We start from the raw sequence: 17,523 nt of genomic DNA, 5'->3' as shown, positions 1-17,523 counted from the left end.
GCTGACGACTCATGGCACCTCCTATTTGGGCCTCATTATGAGGCTTGGAGGTGTCTACGAAACTAGGGGCGATTCAGCTTGTTGCTTCGAGAATGGTATCGAGATGGATCGCATCCACAGACGATGTGATCTTTCGGCCGGTCGGCAACTGAAGCTCAAAGCTCATTTTCGCCTGGTCTAGTTCTGGAACCAGCCCACGAACGGTAACCTCCTCAGTGATCTCCTCATTCTGGGACGCTAGCAGCAGGCGCCTGCGCGTTAGCTTAGTGAGCCTTGCCGGCCTCTCTTTACCGGGGAAGAATTCAAGGATTTCCCCGTCACGCAACCCTCGCCCGAAGCGATCAAAATACCCCAGAAGATTAGCCGGGAGCTGAGTGATGGGCTCATTGTGTTCCGCCGCATCAATTGCTCTGCCAATAGCGTCTGCGGCTCGGTAAAAGAAGTCTTCATTGGCAGCTGGGAACAGCCCTGCTGAAGGATCTTCGTATTCGATTACGATCGCTGGACAGGCGCTGCCTTTTTTTACTTCAGACAAGGCTAGCGTTAGCGGGCTTGTGAAGCCCTTGGGCGAGCGTTGCCGGCTATTGTCTTGGACGTAGATCCATTTTGCGACGGCAATCAGAAATTCCTCTAGGACCGCAAGGTCCTTAAGCATTTCTAACGGAATCGTATGGTCATCGAATCTTTTGCCGACCAATCTCGGCTCAATCAGAGGGCGCTTCATGAGTTATCCGTTTCTCGTGGCTGTTTTGAGGCCACCTTCAGGTGGAGTGGGGGCTGTGGCCTCATACTAAATGAGCATTCCAAACCAGCAGCACCCTGGCCTGGATATAGGTCATGTCCCGCCGGATCAGCCGATCCTTGTGCCGCGGGTTGTCCGAAATCATCTCGAAGTGCTCCTCATCAGCCACCTGCAGGCGCTTGATGTAGAGCAGGTCATCCCAGACAAATAGGTAAACCCCATCCCCCACGAACTCGCGGACGTTGATATTCACGATCAGCGGGTCACGGTGCTTGATGGTGGGCTCCATCGACTGGCCCCAACCGGTGACCACTTTCAGGTGGAAGTGCTCTTCGAACTCGACGCCCAGCTCACGGAGATGGCTCGGGCTGACGCGGATGTCTTTGAGCAGCTCTGGAAAGTCGTGCGCGCTCTGACCGCCGCCCATTGATGCTCGGACATCGTAGTGGGCAATCCACACCTCATCACCTACCAGGCCTGGCCGGGAGAAGTCAGCCTCAATCACGTTTGACGGTTGCGGCTCCTCAGCTGCTGCGAGAAGCCGGCGGCGCGCCTCTTCGGAAAAGCCTTTTCCGCTCTTTGCGAGCATCTGTTTCACAAGATCGGCCATGCTCCGCTCAGGCGCGGCAGTTGGTTCTGGCGCCGGCGAATTCAGGAGCAGCTCGGACTGGTCCACGCCCAAGGCTGCTGCCATCGAGGCGATATCGGCCAGGGTCGGCTCGCGAGTGCCGACCTCATAGTTACCAACCCGGGATTGTGATTTCCAGCCGCAGGCCTCCGCAAGTTGGGCCTGGGACATCCCTTTGGCTTTTCTCAGGCGCTTGATGCGCTGGCTCAATGATTCGTTCATGCGCGGAATTTCATCACGAAACGAAATACCCAGCTTTCACTTATTGTGATTGCAGTTAACACGATGCGTGTTTATCCTTCGGTCATCAATGGAGGAAGACCGTATGAACCAAGTCCGAACGATCCGCGAAAGGGCTGGCGTTACCCAGGCAGCGCTGCGCCGTCAGCTCGGCTGGAATCAGTCCCGCCTGGCGAATTACGAATCAGGCCTCAGGAATCCGGGCCTTCAAGAGGCGCGCCAGATCGTGGAAGCGCTGAACGTCCTGGGCGCCAGTTGCGCCCTTGATGATGCGTTCCCGCCGGCACAAGTCGCCGCCTAACTAATTCCAACTGCAAGGAGCTACTCCCGCATGTACGCCAACCGCAATCACCTGCATGACCGCGAGATCAAGGTCCGGGTCGATGAGGACACGTTCAACCTAATCCAGGCGCTGGCGGCATATCACCGCACCCAGCGTGCTGTGCTGTGCCGCGAGTTGCTGGAAGCGCAGCTGGCTGCGTTGGCTTCTGAGAATACCGGTGACCAGAGCGCAGCCTGAAGGCCGCGAGGAGGCCCTATGCCGACCGAACAATTCGGTCTGGATCCGGGCTCGATGGATGTGCTTGAGCGTGAAGCGCGAAGAAGGGGCATTACCCCAGAAGCGCTAGCCGCTGAGCTGATTGATCGAGAGCTGGCCAGCCGAACGAAACCTCGAAACGCGAGGGGGACGGTTCAGCCGTTCCAGCGCAAGGCCTGATCAGGCCCTGATAAGCCCGAATTGCGGGCACAAAAAAGCCGGGGGTGAAGGCCCGGCTCTCTGCAACGCATAAAAGTGAGACCAATTATGCATCCACAGACCCCAAGTGTACAGGCCCTCATCCGGCCCGCGCCACAAAATGCGAACCACGATTTCGTGGCGCGAGAAGTTTCAATGACCAGTCTTGAGCTGGTGGATTTCATCAACGCCAAGCGCAAAGAGATCGGCGACCAATCAGCCCTGCGCCACGACCACCTGATGGCAAAGGTGCCGAAGGTGCTCAAGAAAGATGCCCCGAAGTTTCGGGATATCTACAAGGATGCCCAAAACCGCACCCAAGACTGCTACCGCTTCCCGAAGCGTGAGGCGTGTTTGATGGCAATGTCCTACAGCTATGAGTTGCAGGCGGCCGTGTATGACCACATGACCGACTTGGAAGAGCGCCTGAGCGGTCGCGTCATTGCCACGCTACCTGACTTCTCCAACCCTGCCGTTGCAGCTCGCGCCTGGGCCGAGCAATACGAGCAACGCCAACTCGCCCAGCAGGCCCTGGCTATCGCCGCGCCGAAGGTCGATTTCGTCGATAAGTACGTCGAATCGACCGGCCTCAAGGGTTTCCGCCAAACCGCCAAGCTGCTGAGAGCTAATGAGGCCCGCTTCCGCGAGTTCCTGCTCGACAAGAAGATCATGTACCGCATGGGTGGCGAGTGGCAGGCCTACCAGCAGCACATCGATGCTGGCCGGTTCAGTGTCAAGACCGGTACCAGCGACAGCGGCCATGCCTTCAATCAAGCCAAATTTACCCCCAAGGGCGTCACCTGGGTGGCCGGCCTATGGGCACAGTACAACCTGGAGGCCCAATGATGGCCCGCTCAAGAAACATCAAGCCAGGGTTCTTCTCGAACGAACACCTGGCAGAGTTGGACTTTGCCACTCGCCTGCTGTTCATCGGTCTGTGGACCGAGGCAGATCGTGAGGGGCGCCTGGAAGATCGCCCGCGCCGCCTGAAGATGGCCCTGTTCCCTGCTGACAATGTCGACATCGACCGCATGCTCGATGACCTGGATCATTTGGGGTTCATCAAGCGCTACACCGTGGGAGACGTGAAGGCTATTCAGGTCATCAACTGGTCGAAGCACCAGAACCCACACGTCAAGGAAGCCAAGAGCACCATCCCTGAAATGCCCGTAGTAGACGCATGCCAGGGAAAGCATGAGGAAAGCACCGTGCAAGCACCAGACTCGCACAGTTCTTTCCCTGCTGATTCCCTCTCTCTTGATTCCGGATTCCTGATTCCTGATTCCCTCACCCCGTCGCCCGCGCCGGTCGATTCCGCCGAGCTGTTCGCGCGCTTCTGGAAGCTGTATCCGCGCAAGGTTGGGAAGGACAAGGCCGAGAAGGCCTGGGCAAAGCTCAAGCTCACTGCGGAGCTGTTCGACACCATCGTCACCGCCCTGGCCAAGCACCGGCAGTTGCCCGGCTGGACGAAGGACAACGGCCAGTTCATCCCCCACGCGGCCACCTGGCTCAACGGGAAGCGCTGGGAGGACGAGGTCGAGGTTCCTGCTGACAACGTCCACCACCTGCCAACCAGTCGTCACCACGGCTTCGCTGATCGCGACTACACCTCAGGCCTGAAACAGCGGGAGGACGGAAGCTATGCGCTCTGAAAAAGTCGTCCAGATCGATCAGGGCGCAGTCGTTGCCCGCATCCAGCCAGCCGAGTGCGAGAAGCATGGCCCCTTCGAGCAGAAGGTCACCATGCTGTTGGGCAAGGCTCTGCGCAGCCACTGCCCTGAATGCGCTCGCATTGCCAAGGAGGGGCGTGAGGCTCGCGCCGAGACCGAGCAGGCCCTTAACGTGCGCCTGGCGATCTCCCGCAAGCTGGGCGACTCGCTGATCCCGAAACGCTTCGCTGATCGCTCTCTGGCGAACTACAAGGCCGAGCACAAGGGCCAGGCCGAGGCGCTGCGCTTCTGCCGACACTACGTGAAGACCTTCGACCAGATCGCCGAGAACGGGCGCTGCATGGTGCTGCTGGGTAAGCCTGGAACCGGCAAGACCCACCTGGGAGCCGCCATGGCCAACGACCTGATGCGAAACACGTCGCACTCGGCGGTGTACCGGACGGTCGGGTCGATCCTGCAAGCCATCCGCGCGACCTACGACCGCTCCAGCGAGGCGACCGAGGCGAGCATCCTGGCCAGCCTGATCGAGCCTTCCCTGCTGGTGCTGGACGAAGTCGGCGTGAGCAAGGAGCAGCCGAGCGACTTCGAGCTGACCACCCTGTTCGCGATCATCAACGGCCGGTACGAGCAGGTGAAGCCCACTGTGGTGATCTCCAACCTTGGCCCCGAGCAGCTGCCAGTGGCCATGGGCGAGCGCTGCGTCGACCGCCTGCGCGAGGGCGGGATGATCGTGGTGCCGTTCGAGTGGGAATCGCACCGCGGCAAGGAGGCCATCTGATGCGCGCTCTCAAGGAGTTCATCTGGGCGGCGGCCATGGTCTCGGCTCTTATGGCTGGCTACTGGTTCGCAACGGATATGGGCCGAACCTTTGCCCTGGTCTGCGTGCGGATCGTTGGCGAGCAGCGCGGGCTGGAAGCGGCGCTGGAGGAGTGCAAATGACCCCAGCACAAGAAATCACAGTCGCCCAGCTCAAGAGCCAGGGCTTCGCACAAATCGTGGAAGGCCGTGAAATCGTCCGCATGACCAAGGGTGCCGACCGCCGTGTCGTGATGGCCGATGGCAGCCAGAAGCGCGGATATCACGTTGAGTTTGAGCGCGCCGGGCAGCCGGCCGGGGAGGGGGTGTGAAGCGCGTATGGACCGTAATCGTAGGCCTCAAGGCCTTCCAGATGGTGCTGATGGAGCAGAGCCTGGATCAAGCCGGTGCGCTGCGTGAGGCGCAGTTGATCTGGCCTGAGTGTGAGGTGCAGCCATGACCATCGACAAAGAGAAGCTGAAGGATCTTGCAGGACAGTCTGCATTGGAGCCGAAGTGGTACGCAGCTGGAAGCTATGGCCTAAAGGCCGTTTCTCATCTGCATGACAGGGAGTTCATCGCCGCCGCCAGCCCGGCCACTGTCCTGGCCCTTCTCGCGGAGATAGAGATGCTGAATGCTCAGCGCCTCATGCATCTTCGGCTCAACTTGAGCCTTCGGGATCGGCGGAAGGTATGGGTCTCGCATTGCGAAAAGGCAGAGGACCAGCTTCTGGATGTTCAGCATGAGCGCGACCAGCTCAAGGCCGAGAACGAGGCGCTGCGCAAGGATGCTGGGAACTGGAAAGCAGTTCTGCGCGCTATGGAGCAGCTCAAGTCGGACGAGCAAGGCGCCGCCATCTGGTCAGCCTGTTCGCGAATCCTCATCAGTCTTGCGAGCGATTTGAATTCTGCTCGCAGCGTCGTCACTGAGGAGGGCGTGACCAAGGATGGAGCCGAGATTGGCGATTGGCGAGTGACTGTCGAGCGGCTGGCCATGGCCAAGGAGGCGAGCCATGGGTGATGTGATTGGACTCTCCTTCATCGTTTTGTGCCTGTTGCTCATGTTCCAGGGAGGCCAGCCATGACCGAGTTCCTGATGCGAAGCATGGGCGACGTCAATGCGCAGGCGGTCGACCTGACCAAGCCGGATCCGGCGAGCATTGAGTTGCTGGGCGCCTGCTTTGAGATTCACGGCGACGAGCTGTTTTGGAAGGCCAGGCCAGCAGAGCACTTCAAAAGCTCTCGCGCTGCCAACTCGTGGAACGCAAAGCATGCCGGCCGCAAGGCGGGCTCTACCGACAGTAAGGGATATTTGCAGGTCAAGGTCTTCGGCCGGCTACTCCTTGCTCATCGCGTGCTCTGGATGATGCGCGAAAAGACACTCCCGGATGAGATCGACCACGTGGATGGGTCATCCAAGAGCAATGGTGGAGAAAACCTCAGGCCGGTCACCCATCAGCAGAACATGCAGAACCAGAAGCTTCGGTCGGACAACAAGTCGGGGCTGATGGGCGTCTCCTGGTTCAAGTCGCGCGGGCTTTGGCTGGTGAAGATCCAGAACAAACACATCGGGTACTTCGGCTGCTTCTTCGAGGCGTGCTGTGCAAGGAAATCTGCTGAAAGCCGTTTGGGTTTTCACGCAAATCATGGGAGAGCACGGGCATGACCGAATTCGTTATGCATAGCATGGCCGATGCCAACCGTTTGTTGGGTCATCTTCAAGCCCAGGACTTCACCCGACCCAAGAAGATCGTCATCAAGGACCAGGACCGCAGCGGCGAGCAGAACAAGAAACTCCACGCCTGCCTGAGCGATATCGCCAAGCAGGTGGAGCATGCTGGCAAGAAGTGGGACGTCCTGATCTGGAAGCGCCTCCTGACGGCCGCCTGGCTGCGTGAGAGCGGTGAGAAGCCGCAGATGATCCCGGCAGTCGATGGCAACGGCTTCGACGTCGTGTACGAGCGCACCAGCAAGCTCAGCGTGAAGCAGTGCGCGAGCCTTCTGGAATGGATTCACGCCTTCGGCGCCGAGCATGGCGTGCGCTGGACTGCGCAAGACCACTGGGAGGGTCGCTACTCATGATCACCAAGGAGATCAAGCCGAAGAAATGCAAGGCGCCAGGTTGCGGCCAGCACTTCAAGCCGAACATGACCACACAGAAGGTGTGCAGCATCGCCTGTGCCAAGGCCATGGCCAAGGACCCGAAGCTGCAGAAGATTGCGGCCAAGGCCATCACCAAGCAGGCCCGCCAGGACCTGCAGGAGCGGCGGGATAAGCTGAAAACCCGCCGCGAGCACATGGCCGAGGCCCAGACCGCGTTCAACGCCTACATCCGCGAGCGTGACGCCGGCCTGCCGTGCATCAGCTGCGACTCGCTCCCGAGCGACCACGACCTTATCACTGGCAGCCGCTGGGATGCCGGGCACTATCGGTCAGTCGGCGCTTGCCCGGAGCTGCGCTTCGAGCCGTTGAACGTCCACCGCCAGTGCGTGAAGTGCAATCGGAACCTGTCGGGCAACGCGATCGAGTACCGCATCCGGTTGGTGAAGCGCATCGGCGCCGACCAGGTTGAATGGCTCGAAGGGCCTCATAAGCCCCAGCGCCTGACCATCGAAGACCTACAGGCCATCAAGGCCCTGTACAGGCAGAAACTCCGCGACCTAAAGAGGGTAGCAGCATGACCTGGACTATCCAAGACACCACCGGCCTCATCCTGCTGGCCATGACCATCACCTCCACCTGGTGCGTTCTGCGCGGCCAGTTGATCGCAAACCGCCGCAAGAAGGAGCAGGGACGATGAAATACCAAAGCGTGTTGGCAGCAGTAGTTCGCGCCCTGGCGGCAGAGACCATGAGCGGGGTGGGCGGCGGCGACTTCGAGCCTAAGGTCCAGGCCTCGAAGCTGAAGGGGGAGATCTCCGGGAAAGATGCGGCGATGCTGGTCGACTGCTGGGTGCACGCCCGCCTGCATAGCAAGCTGATCCCGCGGCACTGGAATGCGCTGACGGCCAGGTTCTCCACCCACAAGGCCAAGAAGGTGGATGCGATCGGCAAGCTGGTGCCGCTGATCGCGACCCAGGCGCCGAGCCTGTTCCGGTACAAGGCGGTCACCGCCTGGGCTATCCCGCCGGTGAAGGGGGTGCAGGCGCAGTCTGGGCATGAGGTGGCCAGCCGGGCAGCGCGCGAGCGTGCAGAGTTCGATTCGCTGCACGCTGGCGTGGTCCAGCACCTGGCAGGTGGCGAGATGCCGGAGGACGCCGGGCAGGCGCGCCGCGAGCAGTACGTGAAGCGCTCCACCGACATGATCGTGTTGCCGGCCGAGTTCTACGACATCAACACCTGGGACGGGCAGGGCCTGAACCGGACCACGTACTGGCGCTGGAAGAAGGCCATCGAGAAGGTGCTGGACGAGATGGTTGCAGAGGCGCTGGTCGCGTCTGGCAAGATACTTCAGGAGGAAGGCGTTTTGATGGCAGATGCCGCTTGACAACTCTGCAACGGTGCAACAAAATTCTTGCATCCTGTCATTCCTGCGCGTGTTGATGAGTGACGAAAAGAAACCCGGCCAATGAGCCGGGTTTTTTATTGCCCGAAGAGGCCCTCAAGAGGCCCGACGCCACCTGTGGCGAGGTCAGATTTTTTTTGTATAGCACGGAACGTTTTGATGGCGCTATGATTCTGATAGGTTGCTAACTAAACAAACATGGAAGACCGTGATTATGAAAACCGTTCTAGCTGCTGCAGTACTGTCCCTTTTTGCTGCGTCTGCCGGAGCAGCTGAGCTTTCCGGTGCGCTGGGTGCGACAAGTCAAGGCGGCATTACGGCGCGTGCAGGCGTTGGCTTTAACTGGGACAAAAGCTGGTTTGAATCCAGTACTGGCCGTCTAACCGGTTACTGGGATGCTGGGTATACCTATTGGGAAGCAGGAGATGCTTCCGGTGGCGCTCACTCGCTGTCCTTTGCGCCAGTTTTCGTTTACGAGTTCGGCAGCGGTAACGTGAAGCCATTCGTTGAGGCGGGTATCGGCGTGGCAGTCTTCTCTGGTACGTCCGCAGGTGACCAGGACTTTGGTTCGGCCTTCAACTTCGAAGACCGCATCGGTGCGGGCTTGAAGATCGGCGAGACGCAGAAGGTTGGCATCCGAGCGATTCACTATTCCAACGCTGGCATTAAGCAGCCCAACGACGGTATCGAGTCGTACTCGCTGTTCTACAGCCACCAGATTTAAAAAAGCACGATCCCTCTTTGCCCGCCCTGTGCGGGCTTTTTTGTGCCTAGGTAATCATGCCGGCCGATGCCTGGCATAGAGCCTGTTGGCCATGTAACTGACTCTCTGTGTACCGTTTTTACTTGCCCGCGCCCTAATAAGGGTCTAAATCGGGTCATTTTTTAGGAACCACTCATGGCCGAACCAGCAAGCACGACTGCCGGCGTCCTGCTGGTGAAGTACGGCGTGATCATTGGCGGCTTCGCAGGAGCGATCCTCTCGCTGACCTTCCTGCGCGGCCTCACCCGGGGCCAGGCGGTCGCCGCGTTCTTCACCGGCTTCGCTTCTGCAGTGTTCTGCACCCCGCTCGCCATCAGTTACTTCAACCTTGGCACAAGCGGAGAAACCCAATACGGCGTGGCCTTTCTGATAGGCCTCCTGGCAATGAACATCATCCCAGTTCTGAAGTCACTGGTAGGACAGTTCGGTGCCAAAGGAGCTACCTGATGAACACGACCCTCATGTCGGCAATGGCCGCTACGGACGCCTTCCTGTGCGTCCTGGTGGTCATCGCTGCCTGTGACTACCTACGGCGCGTTCGCCCCATAGACCAGCCGATGCTATCGGTTGCGTTCTACCTGGTCGCCATTGGCGCCTTCGGGTCGTTCCTGGCGGCAATGCAGGTCCACATGATCAGCCCCTTCACTGTGATGATCCACGCCGGCATCGTGCTGTATGCGTGGGCAAGGCGAGGGCATTTGTTCGTGGCTCGCTGAGCCGCGCCACAAAACAGATGTCCGCCGTTTCGTGGCGCGGGAGTGACCTTATTTGGAATTCCGCCTGTCGCATTCCTCCTGGGCATCAGCACGATTGGGATATAGCTCTGGCAGTCTCTTGTCAGTTCGCGTGTCTAGGATTCGATAGCCACGAACTTTCCAGTGCGGTGGCTCGGAGGGATCACGCGATTTGATGCCCTCCAGTGGCCTGGAATTGACGACTATGAACCGCTGCTTCATGTCGAAACCTCCTCGGGGCTTTTGCTCAAGTACTGGTAGGTCTTATCCAATTCAAGTTGCAGGTGATCATTTTGAAAAGGCCAATGCCTCCGGCCGACCTGCTCGAATCGCCATTCCTGATCCTCAACCCTGCTCCCGAACTGTGGGATTGGGTCCAGAGCGAGATCCTCGCCGACACTGGCAGCATTCACAACCCCGAGCACTCCCACCTCATCGACGCCAACATCGGTGTGATGTGGGCCTCGTCTGCCTTCAACAAGAAGGGCCGCTCGGTGTTGGGCCAGGCCGAACAGCTGATGATCCGCGCCGGTGGGTGGCAGAAGGCGCGCCAAGAGCAGCAGATGCGGGACTGGTTCGGCGAAGAGCCTGAGTTCCTCATCACTCTGGCCGGCGACTACTGCGCCCAATGCAGTGAGGCCGAGTTCTGCGCCCTGGTAGAGCACGAGCTGTACCACATCGGCCACAAGCTCGATAAGTACGGTGCTCCAGCCTTCGGCGATGACGGCATGCCCAAGCTGGAGATGCGCGGTCACGACGTCGAAGAGTTCGTCGGGGTGGTGCGCCGGTATGGTCCGAGCCACGACGTACAGCAGCTGATCGACGCTGCAAGCAGGCCGCCCGAGGTGGCCAAAATCAACATTGCGAGGGCCTGCGGAACCTGTCTCAGTCGGGTCGCGTAGTTTTACCGGACCTTTACGGATGACAACCCATGGCTGCACTCAAAGACGAGGTGAAAGCCTTCATAGTGCAAAGCCTTGCCTGCTTTGATACGCCAACCCAGGTTGCCGATGCGGTAAAGCAGGAGTTCGATATCGTCGTCACCCGCCAACAGGTTGCGACTTACGATCCCACCAAGTACGTCGGGAAGGGACTGTCGGCGAAGTGGCGAACCCTCTTTGAAGACACCCGCCAGCGCTTCCGTGAAGAAACGGCAGAGATACCCATTGCCAACCGAGCCTTCCGCCTTCGTGGCCTTGGCCGCATGGCTGAGAAAGCCGAGAGCATGCGCAACCTTGCGCTGACCGCCCAGCTGTACGAGCAGGCAGCCAAGGAATGCGGCGACATGTACGTCAACCGCAAGATCGAACCCGACAAGCCCCTGGGCTCCCAGGCGGACCAGCAGCACGCCGTTGCTGAGTACAAGCTGGAGCCAGACGAAGGTGTTCCGACTACCCCGTACCTATGACCAGCCGGTGAAGTTGACGCCGAAGCAGGCGAACATCTACGTCTGGGGCTTCCAGCCTGAGGCGCGCTTCCGTGATGCGGTGTGCGGGCGTCGATTCGGCAAGACCTTCCTCGGCAAGGCAGAGATGCGCCGCGCGGCCCGGCTGGCTGCGGAGTGGGGCGTGAGCGTAGAGGATGAGATTTGGTATGGCGCGCCGACGTTCAAGCAGGCCAAGCGGGTCTTCTGGCGCAGGCTGAAACAGGCCATCCCCGAAGCCTGGCGTGCAACCCGGCCGAACGAGACCGAGTGCTCGATTACCCTCAAATCCGGACACATCATGCGTGTGGTCGGCCTGGACAATTACGACAACCTGCGGGGCTCCGGCCTGTTCTTTGTTCTGGTGGACGAATGGGCTGACTGCCCGTGGGCGGCCTGGGAAGAAGTGCTCAGGCCAATGCTCTCGACTTGTCAGTATACGATCCCCCAGACCGGGGAGTCGAGAAAGGGCGGGCATGCGCTGCGGATCGGCACGCCGAAAGGCTTCAATCACTGCTACGACACCTACCGTGACGGGCAGCCGGGCGGCGAGCCTGATCACAAGAGCTGGCAGTACACCTCGCTGCAGGGCGGTAACGTCCCGGCCGATGAATTGGACGCCGCCCGGCGCAAGATGGACCCGCGCACGTTCCGCCAGGAATACGAGGCTGGGTTCGAGAACTACGCAGGGGTGGTCTACTACACCTTCGACCGAGCCGAGTGTCGTACGAGCGAGCGCATTAAGCCGGGCGAGGCCGTGCACATCGGCATGGACTTCAACGTCATGAAGATGGCCGCGGTCGTGTATGTGGTCCGGGACGGTCTGCCGCTGGCACTGGACGAGTTCCATTCGGTGCGGGATACGCCCGAGATGATCGAGAAGATCAAGGTACGCTTCTGCGGCCATAGCGTGTCCGTGTACCCCGACGCCAGCGGCCAGAACACCAGTAGTAAGAACGCTAGCGAATCGGACCTGTCACTGCTCAAGAAGGCCGGCTTCACCGTGGTGGTCGACTCCACGAACCCGAGCGTCAAGGACCGGGTGAATGCGGTCAACGCCATGTTCCTGAACACCTATGGTGAGCGCCGGCTGAAGGTCAACATCGACCAGTGCCCGAAATTCACCCAGTGCCTGGAGCGACAGGTCTACGACGATAAGGGCGAGCCTGACAAGAAGGGCGGCCACGACCACATGAACGACGCCGCCGGCTACTTCATCGCCAAGCGGTTCCCGATCAAGACCCAGTCCGCCGGCACACGCCGCATCGGAGGTTTGGCGTAATGCCTGTTCAATCCACGAACCCAGACTACGACGCTCACATCGAAGAGTGGCGCATGATGGACGACGCCCTGGAGGGCGAGGGCGCTATCAAGCGCAGCCCGCGCAATCTGCCCAAGCCCAGCGGCATGGTCGAGGCGGAGAAGCTGGACGGCCAGGGGAATGCCTACCTCTACCGGAACTACACCGATCGGGCCCAGTACGAGCACTGGGTTCGCGATTCGCTGCGCTCGATGATGGGCCTGGTCTCCCGGCTCATTCCCGAGGTGAAGCTGCCCAACGGGCTGAAGGACCTGGAAGAGAACGCTACGGCCGACGGCTTCGGCTTGACCCAGCTGTTCCTGCGCGTCGTGCGCCAGGCTATCTCCCATGGCCGAGTGCCGCTGGTAGTGAACGTGGATGACTCCGGCCAGCCGTACTTCGCCACCTACGCGGTGCGCAACGCCATCAACTGGGACACTGCCGACCAAGGCGGGCGCCAGGATCTGGTGTTGGCCGTGTTCCGCGAGTTCAGGAAGAAAGCCGAGGACCGCTACAGCCACGATTGCGAGACGGTTTTCCGCGAGTTCTACATGCTCGACCAGATCTGCTATACCGCCGTGCGCAACGAGGCCGGCGAACTGATCGAGCAGGACCGCCCGCTGGGTACTGTCGGTACCGACAACCAGCTGGTGCGAGGCCTGGAGTACATCCCGGTCATCTACTGCGGCTCGACCGACAACTCGCCTGAGGTGGACGAGATTCCACTGCTGACCATGGCCCGGGCGGCCCTGAAGTCCTATCAGCTCAGCGCCGACTACTTCACTGCGCTGCACCAGACCAGCCACCCGCAGCCGTGGGTGTCCGGACTGGATGAGAGCGTGGAGCTCAGCGTCACCGGCCCATCCGCTGCTTGGGATCTCGGTCCGAAAGGCTCCTGCGGGTACCTCGAGTTCCCGGGTGCTGGCATTCAAGCCGTCCGCACGGCCATGGAAGACCAGAAGAACGCCGCCCTCGAGGCGGGTGCCAAGGTCATGGACGTGTCCGGTACCGAGTCAGGCGAGGCGCGCAAGACGCGGCAGAACGACCAGCACGCCACGCTGCACAGCATCGTCATCACCGCTGCCGCTGCCATCGAACAGGCCCTTCGCTACGCGGCCGAGTGGACTGGCTACAACCCGGACGAGGTGGTCTTCACGGTCAAGCCTGAGTTCGTCATTCCTGAGGTCAACGCCCAGGTCCTGGCCGAACTGCAGAAAAGCGTCATGGCCGGCACGATCAGCGCCGAGACCTACTGGCAATACCTCACCACCGGCAAGCTGCCGGAGCGCCCCTACGACGAAGAGGCCGAGCTGATCAGCGATGAGCGCGAGTCGGCCGGCATTGACCTGGACAACGAAGATGGCGACGAAACCGGAGCAGACGGCGGACGAGAAGCTGCTGGAGCAGGTCAGCCGCCACTCGGTGCTGCTTGAGCGGCTCAAGGCCGGCGAGGTCAAGAAGTTCGAGACCGTTCTGCGCCAGGTGGATACCCAGGTTCGGGACCAGCTCACTCGCAAGGAGCTGACCACCTACAGCCGAAGCAGGCTGGAAGAGTTCCTGGCCAGGGTCGGCGGCAAGCTGCTGGGGATCTACCAGGCCTTCAATGACCGCATGCAGGCTGACCTGGCCGACATCGCGCTGTACGAAGCCGCGTTCGAAGGGCGCAGCCTGGCAAAGGCGCTGCTGATCGATGCGGTCATGCCGACCGATGCGCTGATCCGAGCGGCGATCAACACGCAGCCGCTGCAGGTGTCAGGCATCGACGGTGGCACGCTGCTCAAGTCGTTCCTCAGCGGCTGGACGCGCACCGAGTCAAACCGGGTCACGAACGCCATCCGACTCGGCGTCGTGCAGGGTCAGACCAACGCCGATATCACCCAGGCTATACGCGGTACTGCGGCGCAGAACTTCACCGACGGCGTGCTGGCAGTCAGCAACCGCAATGCCCGGTCAGTGGTGCAGACCGCTGTCCAGCACGTGGCTACCACGGCGCGCATGGAAACGCTCAAGGCGAATGCTGATGTCATCCCGGGCTATCGCTGGGTGTCCACACTCGACCGCAAGACCAGCGCCCTGTGCAAGAGCCTGGACGGTCGGGTGTTCGAGCTAGGGAAGGGCCCGCTGCCGCCGGCGCACGTCAACTGCCGGTCGACCACTGTACCGGTGACCAAGCTGTCAGGGCTGTTTACCGATGGAGCCACGCGCGCCTCGGTGGGCGCTGCTGGCGGTGCCCAGGTCTCGGCGGGGCTCAGCTACTACCAATGGCTCCAGACGCAGCCAGCGGCTTTCCAAGACGCCGCGCTGGGGCCAGTGCGCGGCAAGCTGTTCCGCGATGGCGGCCTGACAGCCGAGCGGTTCGCCGCGCTGCAGTTGGACAAGAACTTCAAGCCTCTGACGTTGGATCAGCTCAAGGAGCTGGAGCCATCGGCGTTCGAGCGGGCGGGGCTATGAGTCATTTATTTCATCTTGGTACACGAGACCCAATTCGGAGATCATTGCAGTAGCGCGCGTTGCGCCTCACTGTCATGGGAAGAACAATGCTGAAGCTGTTATGGATACCCGTAATCTTTCTACTAGTGGGATTCGCATTTCTTTTGGGCTTGTCGTTTGGTCTTAGTGGAAGCAGTGCGCCGTTCGTAAATGAGGCGGTTCCTGTCCTCTCCATGCTCGGCGGATGGGTATCGGGCATCGGGGCGCTGGCCGCGGTGATCACAACTTTGTGGCTCGCAGATAAGCAGCGAAGAGAGGATGTTGAGAATATCCGCGTCTCTGTCCGATCCGCCATTGCGGATACCGGTGAGGGAGGCTGGTTTATCGCTGTGAATCTAACCTCGGACGGAAGACGCCCGGTGAAGGTGATCTCACTCTCGGTTCACTCACCGTTTGCAAAAAACTACATTCAGTTCACGCAGTTTTGGTGGGGAAGTGATTCTCTGCCCGTTTCTATGTCTTACGGAGACAACGCTTCGCTCCACCTGCCGCCTGGTACCGACCGGCAAATCGCCAAGTTCGTGCATGACCACTGCCAGGGCAGAGTAAAGGGCCTCAAGTTTGTTGTCGGTACGACGCTGCGCGAGTTTGAAGGAGCAATCCACAAAAACCTCCTCACTCTTAGTTCCTAAGCTCTGCGGATCAAACATAACCCGGCAATGCCGGGTTTTTTTATGCCCGCCAGGCGGGCCAACCAATCCCAAGGGGATAGCCACATGCCTTTCGACTTCGACCCGGCCGCCCACGGCCTCACTCTCGACGACACCCAAGCTGCGGCGCTTAAAGCGGCACTCGGCGGAGAGGTGCAGAAGTATCTGGATGGCGAGGTCTCGGGCCTCAAGTCCAAGAACCAGGAGCTACTCGGCTCCAACAAGACCATCAAGGGCGAGCTGGACAAGCTGAAAGGCCAGTTCGACGGCCTGGACATCGAGGCGGTCAAGGGGCTGCTGGCCAAGGCCGGCCAGGACGAAGAAACCAAGCTGATCGCCGAGGGCAAGCTGGACGAAGTCGTCACCCGCCGTACCGAGCGCCTGCGCGGCGACTACGACAAGCAGCTCAAGGCGGCCAATGATCGCGCCGAAAAGGCCGAAGCCTTCGCTGCCAAATACAGCGACAAGGTCCTGGCCGACTCCATTCGCGCTGCCGCCATCAAGGCTGGTGCGCTGCCTGAGGCCGCCGAAGACATCATTCTGCGAGCCCGGGGCACCTTCAAATTGAGCGAAGACGGCGAGCCGATCGCCACCGACCGTGATGGCCAGGTCATCTACGGCAAGGACGGCAAGACCCCGCTGTCTCCCTTCGAATGGGCGGAATCGCTGCGCGAAACCGCTACTCACCTGTGGCCAAGGGCCCAGGGTGCCGGACAGACCGGCGACAACGGTGGCAAGGCCACAAAGAAATGGGGCGAGTACACGGAGACCGAGCGCGCCGCGCTGGCCGCGTCCAACCCCGAGGCATTTAAAAAACTCTTGGCCACCAAAGGAACCTAACCCATGGCTTCTACCCAGCTGTCCGACATCTTCGTCGGCGAGTACTATGCGTCTCTTGACCCGGTAAACAGCCCGGAAAAAACCGCAGTATACGAATCCGGCATTGTCACCCGCTCCCCTGTGCTGGATGCCATCGCTTCCGGCAGCCAAGGTACTGCCGAGGTCAGCTATTGGCAGGACCTCGACCCGAATGAGGCGCCGAACATCAGCAATGATGATCCCGACGACCTGGGCGAAGTCGGCAAGGCCGAGCAGGAAAGCATGCGTGCCCGCGTGCTGTACCTCAACAAAGGCTATGGCGTCTCCGACCTGACTGCTGAGCTCGCAAACAGCGAGCCAATGCAGCACATCCGCAACCGCTTCGGCACTTACTGGAACCGCCAGTGGCAGCGCTACCTCCTCGGCGCGGCGCGCGGCGTGATCGCTTCGAACATCGCGAACGATGGAGGCGACATGGTCGTTGATGCTGGCGCAGCCATCAGCGCAAGTGCATTCCAGGATGCGGCCTTCACCGCTGGTGATGCTGCCGACGTGTTCTCCGCAATCGGCGTTCACTCGGTGGTGATGAACCAGATGGTCAAGCAGGATCTGATCGAGTACCTGCGCGACTCCACCGGCCGCATCATCCTGGCGACCTACCTGGGTAAGCCGGTGTTCATGGATGACAGCCTGGTGTACGGCTCTGACCAGTATCTGTCGGTGTTCTTCGGCCAAGGCGCGTTCGGCTACGGCCAAGGCACTCCAAAGGTGCCGGTCGAGCTGCAGCGAAAGCCTGATGGCGGTAACGGTGGTGGTGCCGAAGTCCTGTGGGAGCGCAAGACCTACATCCTGCAGCCTGCGGGCTTCAGCTGGGTCGGCGCGAACAGTCAGAACCTCAGCCCGACCGCCACGCAGTACGCGAGTGCGGGCAACTGGGAGCGGGTGTTCGACCGCAAGCAGGTTCCGTTCGCTGCTGTAATCAGCGGCGGCACCGTAACGCCACCCGCTGGCGGTTGATCCTTGAGGGCTG

Annotated in this window: 28 protein-coding genes; 26 read left to right on the top strand and 2 right to left on the bottom strand. The window is 60.5% G+C overall.

Going from position 1 to position 17,523, the window contains the following annotated elements; translation table 11 throughout:
* Positions 1 to 73: 73 nt before the first annotated feature.
* Entirely contained in the window at positions 74 to 724 is a 651-nt protein-coding gene (locus KY379_RS17740; RefSeq protein ID WP_261240276.1) for a hypothetical protein, read from the bottom strand.
* Positions 725 to 785: 61 nt separating this feature from the next.
* The gene (locus KY379_RS17735; RefSeq protein ID WP_261240277.1) at positions 786 to 1,592 is read right to left on the bottom strand and encodes an XRE family transcriptional regulator; all 807 of its coding nucleotides are present in this window, start codon (positions 1,590 to 1,592) and stop codon (positions 786 to 788) included.
* A gap of 103 nt (positions 1,593 to 1,695) precedes the next feature.
* Here KY379_RS17735 and KY379_RS17730 point away from each other — a divergent pair, with 103 nt between their 5' ends.
* The 26 genes from KY379_RS17730 (at position 1,696) to KY379_RS17605 (ending at position 17,510) form a co-directional block, all read left to right on the top strand.
* Positions 1,696 to 1,911, top strand: coding sequence for a helix-turn-helix transcriptional regulator (locus KY379_RS17730; protein WP_009397152.1), 216 nt, complete (start codon positions 1,696 to 1,698; stop codon positions 1,909 to 1,911).
* Positions 1,912 to 1,941: 30 nt separating this feature from the next.
* Positions 1,942 to 2,130 (top strand): hypothetical protein, encoded by a 189-nt coding sequence (locus KY379_RS17725; RefSeq protein ID WP_015269827.1) that lies wholly within the window; start codon positions 1,942 to 1,944, stop codon positions 2,128 to 2,130.
* 18 nt (positions 2,131 to 2,148) lie between these two features.
* The gene (locus KY379_RS17720; RefSeq protein WP_232858660.1) at positions 2,149 to 2,328 is read left to right on the top strand and encodes a hypothetical protein; all 180 of its coding nucleotides are present in this window, start codon (positions 2,149 to 2,151) and stop codon (positions 2,326 to 2,328) included.
* Between the two features lie 87 nt (positions 2,329 to 2,415).
* Positions 2,416 to 3,192, top strand: coding sequence for a phage antirepressor KilAC domain-containing protein (locus tag KY379_RS17715; protein ID WP_261240278.1), 777 nt, complete (start codon positions 2,416 to 2,418; stop codon positions 3,190 to 3,192).
* A complete protein-coding gene (locus tag KY379_RS17710; RefSeq protein WP_261240394.1) occupies positions 3,192 to 3,998 on the top strand; it encodes a hypothetical protein in 807 nt (268 codons plus the stop codon). Before KY379_RS17715 ends, KY379_RS17710 begins: the two co-directional genes overlap by 1 nt.
* Positions 3,988 to 4,794, top strand: a complete 807-nt coding sequence (locus tag KY379_RS17705) for an ATP-binding protein (RefSeq protein WP_261240280.1) — start codon at positions 3,988 to 3,990, stop codon at positions 4,792 to 4,794. Before KY379_RS17710 ends, KY379_RS17705 begins: the two co-directional genes overlap by 11 nt.
* Complete coding sequence (locus KY379_RS17700) at positions 4,794 to 4,955, top strand: hypothetical protein (protein WP_261240282.1); 162 nt, start codon at positions 4,794 to 4,796, stop codon at positions 4,953 to 4,955. The genes KY379_RS17705 and KY379_RS17700 overlap by 1 nt, the downstream gene beginning before the upstream one ends.
* Positions 4,952 to 5,143, top strand: coding sequence for a hypothetical protein (locus tag KY379_RS17695; protein ID WP_060498323.1), 192 nt, complete (start codon positions 4,952 to 4,954; stop codon positions 5,141 to 5,143). Before KY379_RS17700 ends, KY379_RS17695 begins: the two co-directional genes overlap by 4 nt.
* The gene (locus KY379_RS17690; RefSeq protein ID WP_261240284.1) at positions 5,140 to 5,271 is read left to right on the top strand and encodes a hypothetical protein; all 132 of its coding nucleotides are present in this window, start codon (positions 5,140 to 5,142) and stop codon (positions 5,269 to 5,271) included. The genes KY379_RS17695 and KY379_RS17690 overlap by 4 nt, the downstream gene beginning before the upstream one ends.
* Positions 5,268 to 5,831: a hypothetical protein gene (locus KY379_RS17685; RefSeq protein WP_261240285.1), complete on the top strand. Its 564-nt coding sequence runs from the start codon at positions 5,268 to 5,270 to the stop codon at positions 5,829 to 5,831. Before KY379_RS17690 ends, KY379_RS17685 begins: the two co-directional genes overlap by 4 nt.
* A gap of 60 nt (positions 5,832 to 5,891) precedes the next feature.
* Positions 5,892 to 6,476 carry an HNH endonuclease gene (locus KY379_RS17680; RefSeq protein ID WP_261240286.1) on the top strand — a complete coding sequence of 195 codons (585 nt, stop codon included), beginning with the start codon at positions 5,892 to 5,894 and terminating at the stop codon, positions 6,474 to 6,476.
* Positions 6,477 to 6,487: 11 nt separating this feature from the next.
* Entirely contained in the window at positions 6,488 to 6,892 is a 405-nt protein-coding gene (locus KY379_RS17675) for a recombination protein NinB (RefSeq protein ID WP_409977284.1), read from the top strand.
* Positions 6,889 to 7,491 (top strand): recombination protein NinG, encoded by a 603-nt coding sequence (locus tag KY379_RS17670; protein WP_261240288.1) that lies wholly within the window; start codon positions 6,889 to 6,891, stop codon positions 7,489 to 7,491. Before KY379_RS17675 ends, KY379_RS17670 begins: the two co-directional genes overlap by 4 nt.
* Entirely contained in the window at positions 7,488 to 7,610 is a 123-nt protein-coding gene (locus tag KY379_RS17665; RefSeq protein ID WP_261240289.1) for a hypothetical protein, read from the top strand. The genes KY379_RS17670 and KY379_RS17665 overlap by 4 nt, the downstream gene beginning before the upstream one ends.
* Positions 7,607 to 8,296 carry a hypothetical protein gene (locus tag KY379_RS17660; RefSeq protein ID WP_261240290.1) on the top strand — a complete coding sequence of 230 codons (690 nt, stop codon included), beginning with the start codon at positions 7,607 to 7,609 and terminating at the stop codon, positions 8,294 to 8,296. Before KY379_RS17665 ends, KY379_RS17660 begins: the two co-directional genes overlap by 4 nt.
* A 232-nt stretch (positions 8,297 to 8,528) precedes the next feature.
* Complete coding sequence (locus tag KY379_RS17655; RefSeq protein WP_261240291.1) at positions 8,529 to 9,038, top strand: acyloxyacyl hydrolase; 510 nt, start codon at positions 8,529 to 8,531, stop codon at positions 9,036 to 9,038.
* 174 nt (positions 9,039 to 9,212) lie between these two features.
* Entirely contained in the window at positions 9,213 to 9,524 is a 312-nt protein-coding gene (locus KY379_RS17650) for a hypothetical protein (protein ID WP_019751350.1), read from the top strand.
* Positions 9,524 to 9,793 carry a hypothetical protein gene (locus KY379_RS17645; protein WP_200928595.1) on the top strand — a complete coding sequence of 90 codons (270 nt, stop codon included), beginning with the start codon at positions 9,524 to 9,526 and terminating at the stop codon, positions 9,791 to 9,793. Before KY379_RS17650 ends, KY379_RS17645 begins: the two co-directional genes overlap by 1 nt.
* Positions 9,794 to 10,116: 323 nt before the next feature.
* A complete protein-coding gene (locus tag KY379_RS17640) occupies positions 10,117 to 10,713 on the top strand; it encodes a putative metallopeptidase (protein WP_261240292.1) in 597 nt (198 codons plus the stop codon).
* Positions 10,714 to 10,742: 29 nt separating this feature from the next.
* The gene (locus KY379_RS17635; RefSeq protein WP_261240293.1) at positions 10,743 to 11,219 is read left to right on the top strand and encodes a DUF2280 domain-containing protein; all 477 of its coding nucleotides are present in this window, start codon (positions 10,743 to 10,745) and stop codon (positions 11,217 to 11,219) included.
* Positions 11,194 to 12,516: a terminase large subunit gene (locus KY379_RS17630; protein WP_261240294.1), complete on the top strand. Its 1,323-nt coding sequence runs from the start codon at positions 11,194 to 11,196 to the stop codon at positions 12,514 to 12,516. The genes KY379_RS17635 and KY379_RS17630 overlap by 26 nt, the downstream gene beginning before the upstream one ends.
* On the top strand, positions 12,516 to 13,967 hold the full coding sequence (locus KY379_RS17625) for a DUF4055 domain-containing protein (protein ID WP_261240295.1): 1,452 nt from the start codon (positions 12,516 to 12,518) through the stop codon (positions 13,965 to 13,967). The genes KY379_RS17630 and KY379_RS17625 overlap by 1 nt, the downstream gene beginning before the upstream one ends.
* Positions 13,894 to 14,985: a phage head morphogenesis protein gene (locus tag KY379_RS17620; protein WP_261240296.1), complete on the top strand. Its 1,092-nt coding sequence runs from the start codon at positions 13,894 to 13,896 to the stop codon at positions 14,983 to 14,985. The genes KY379_RS17625 and KY379_RS17620 overlap by 74 nt, the downstream gene beginning before the upstream one ends.
* Before the next feature lie 86 nt (positions 14,986 to 15,071).
* Positions 15,072 to 15,656: a hypothetical protein gene (locus tag KY379_RS17615; RefSeq protein ID WP_261240297.1), complete on the top strand. Its 585-nt coding sequence runs from the start codon at positions 15,072 to 15,074 to the stop codon at positions 15,654 to 15,656.
* Between the two features lie 84 nt (positions 15,657 to 15,740).
* Entirely contained in the window at positions 15,741 to 16,514 is a 774-nt protein-coding gene (locus KY379_RS17610; RefSeq protein ID WP_261240298.1) for a hypothetical protein, read from the top strand.
* Between the two features lie 3 nt (positions 16,515 to 16,517).
* Positions 16,518 to 17,510: a phage coat protein gene (locus tag KY379_RS17605; RefSeq protein ID WP_261240299.1), complete on the top strand. Its 993-nt coding sequence runs from the start codon at positions 16,518 to 16,520 to the stop codon at positions 17,508 to 17,510.
* Positions 17,511 to 17,523 lie beyond the last annotated feature (13 nt).

Origin of the sequence: Pseudomonas sp. HD6422, assembly GCF_025377065.1 — a bacterium.
Classification (GTDB): Bacteria; Pseudomonadota; Gammaproteobacteria; order Pseudomonadales; family Pseudomonadaceae; genus Aquipseudomonas; species Aquipseudomonas putida_U.
Note: the sequence above shows the minus strand (reverse complement) of the source record. Positions and strands in the feature narration are given on the sequence as shown.

Excerpts from the sequence above, each read along its gene's own strand:
- KY379_RS17715 (WP_261240278.1), top strand. The coding sequence starts at position 2,416 with ATGCATCCACAGACCCCAAGTGTACAGGCCCTCATCCGGCCCGCGCCA.
- KY379_RS17660 (WP_261240290.1), top strand. The coding sequence starts at position 7,607 with ATGAAATACCAAAGCGTGTTGGCAGCAGTAGTTCGCGCCCTGGCGGCA.
- KY379_RS17615 (WP_261240297.1), top strand. The coding sequence starts at position 15,072 with ATGCTGAAGCTGTTATGGATACCCGTAATCTTTCTACTAGTGGGATTC.
- KY379_RS17740 (WP_261240276.1), bottom strand. The coding sequence starts at position 724 with ATGAAGCGCCCTCTGATTGAGCCGAGATTGGTCGGCAAAAGATTCGAT.
- KY379_RS17625 (WP_261240295.1), top strand. The coding sequence starts at position 12,516 with ATGCCTGTTCAATCCACGAACCCAGACTACGACGCTCACATCGAAGAG.
- KY379_RS17710 (WP_261240394.1), top strand. The coding sequence starts at position 3,192 with ATGGCCCGCTCAAGAAACATCAAGCCAGGGTTCTTCTCGAACGAACAC.
- KY379_RS17725 (WP_015269827.1), top strand. The coding sequence starts at position 1,942 with ATGTACGCCAACCGCAATCACCTGCATGACCGCGAGATCAAGGTCCGG.
- KY379_RS17720 (WP_232858660.1), top strand. The coding sequence starts at position 2,149 with ATGCCGACCGAACAATTCGGTCTGGATCCGGGCTCGATGGATGTGCTT.
- KY379_RS17650 (WP_019751350.1), top strand. The coding sequence starts at position 9,213 with ATGGCCGAACCAGCAAGCACGACTGCCGGCGTCCTGCTGGTGAAGTAC.
- KY379_RS17735 (WP_261240277.1), bottom strand. The coding sequence starts at position 1,592 with ATGAACGAATCATTGAGCCAGCGCATCAAGCGCCTGAGAAAAGCCAAA.
- KY379_RS17635 (WP_261240293.1), top strand. The coding sequence starts at position 10,743 with ATGGCTGCACTCAAAGACGAGGTGAAAGCCTTCATAGTGCAAAGCCTT.
- KY379_RS17675 (WP_409977284.1), top strand. The coding sequence starts at position 6,488 with ATGCATAGCATGGCCGATGCCAACCGTTTGTTGGGTCATCTTCAAGCC.
- KY379_RS17620 (WP_261240296.1), top strand. The coding sequence starts at position 13,894 with ATGGCGACGAAACCGGAGCAGACGGCGGACGAGAAGCTGCTGGAGCAG.
- KY379_RS17685 (WP_261240285.1), top strand. The coding sequence starts at position 5,268 with ATGACCATCGACAAAGAGAAGCTGAAGGATCTTGCAGGACAGTCTGCA.
- KY379_RS17655 (WP_261240291.1), top strand. The coding sequence starts at position 8,529 with ATGAAAACCGTTCTAGCTGCTGCAGTACTGTCCCTTTTTGCTGCGTCT.
- KY379_RS17705 (WP_261240280.1), top strand. The coding sequence starts at position 3,988 with ATGCGCTCTGAAAAAGTCGTCCAGATCGATCAGGGCGCAGTCGTTGCC.
- KY379_RS17670 (WP_261240288.1), top strand. The coding sequence starts at position 6,889 with ATGATCACCAAGGAGATCAAGCCGAAGAAATGCAAGGCGCCAGGTTGC.
- KY379_RS17695 (WP_060498323.1), top strand. The coding sequence starts at position 4,952 with ATGACCCCAGCACAAGAAATCACAGTCGCCCAGCTCAAGAGCCAGGGC.
- KY379_RS17680 (WP_261240286.1), top strand. The coding sequence starts at position 5,892 with ATGACCGAGTTCCTGATGCGAAGCATGGGCGACGTCAATGCGCAGGCG.
- KY379_RS17730 (WP_009397152.1), top strand. The coding sequence starts at position 1,696 with ATGAACCAAGTCCGAACGATCCGCGAAAGGGCTGGCGTTACCCAGGCA.
- KY379_RS17665 (WP_261240289.1), top strand. The coding sequence starts at position 7,488 with ATGACCTGGACTATCCAAGACACCACCGGCCTCATCCTGCTGGCCATG.
- KY379_RS17610 (WP_261240298.1), top strand. The coding sequence starts at position 15,741 with ATGCCTTTCGACTTCGACCCGGCCGCCCACGGCCTCACTCTCGACGAC.
- KY379_RS17645 (WP_200928595.1), top strand. The coding sequence starts at position 9,524 with ATGAACACGACCCTCATGTCGGCAATGGCCGCTACGGACGCCTTCCTG.
- KY379_RS17700 (WP_261240282.1), top strand. The coding sequence starts at position 4,794 with ATGCGCGCTCTCAAGGAGTTCATCTGGGCGGCGGCCATGGTCTCGGCT.
- KY379_RS17640 (WP_261240292.1), top strand. The coding sequence starts at position 10,117 with ATGCCTCCGGCCGACCTGCTCGAATCGCCATTCCTGATCCTCAACCCT.
- KY379_RS17605 (WP_261240299.1), top strand. The coding sequence starts at position 16,518 with ATGGCTTCTACCCAGCTGTCCGACATCTTCGTCGGCGAGTACTATGCG.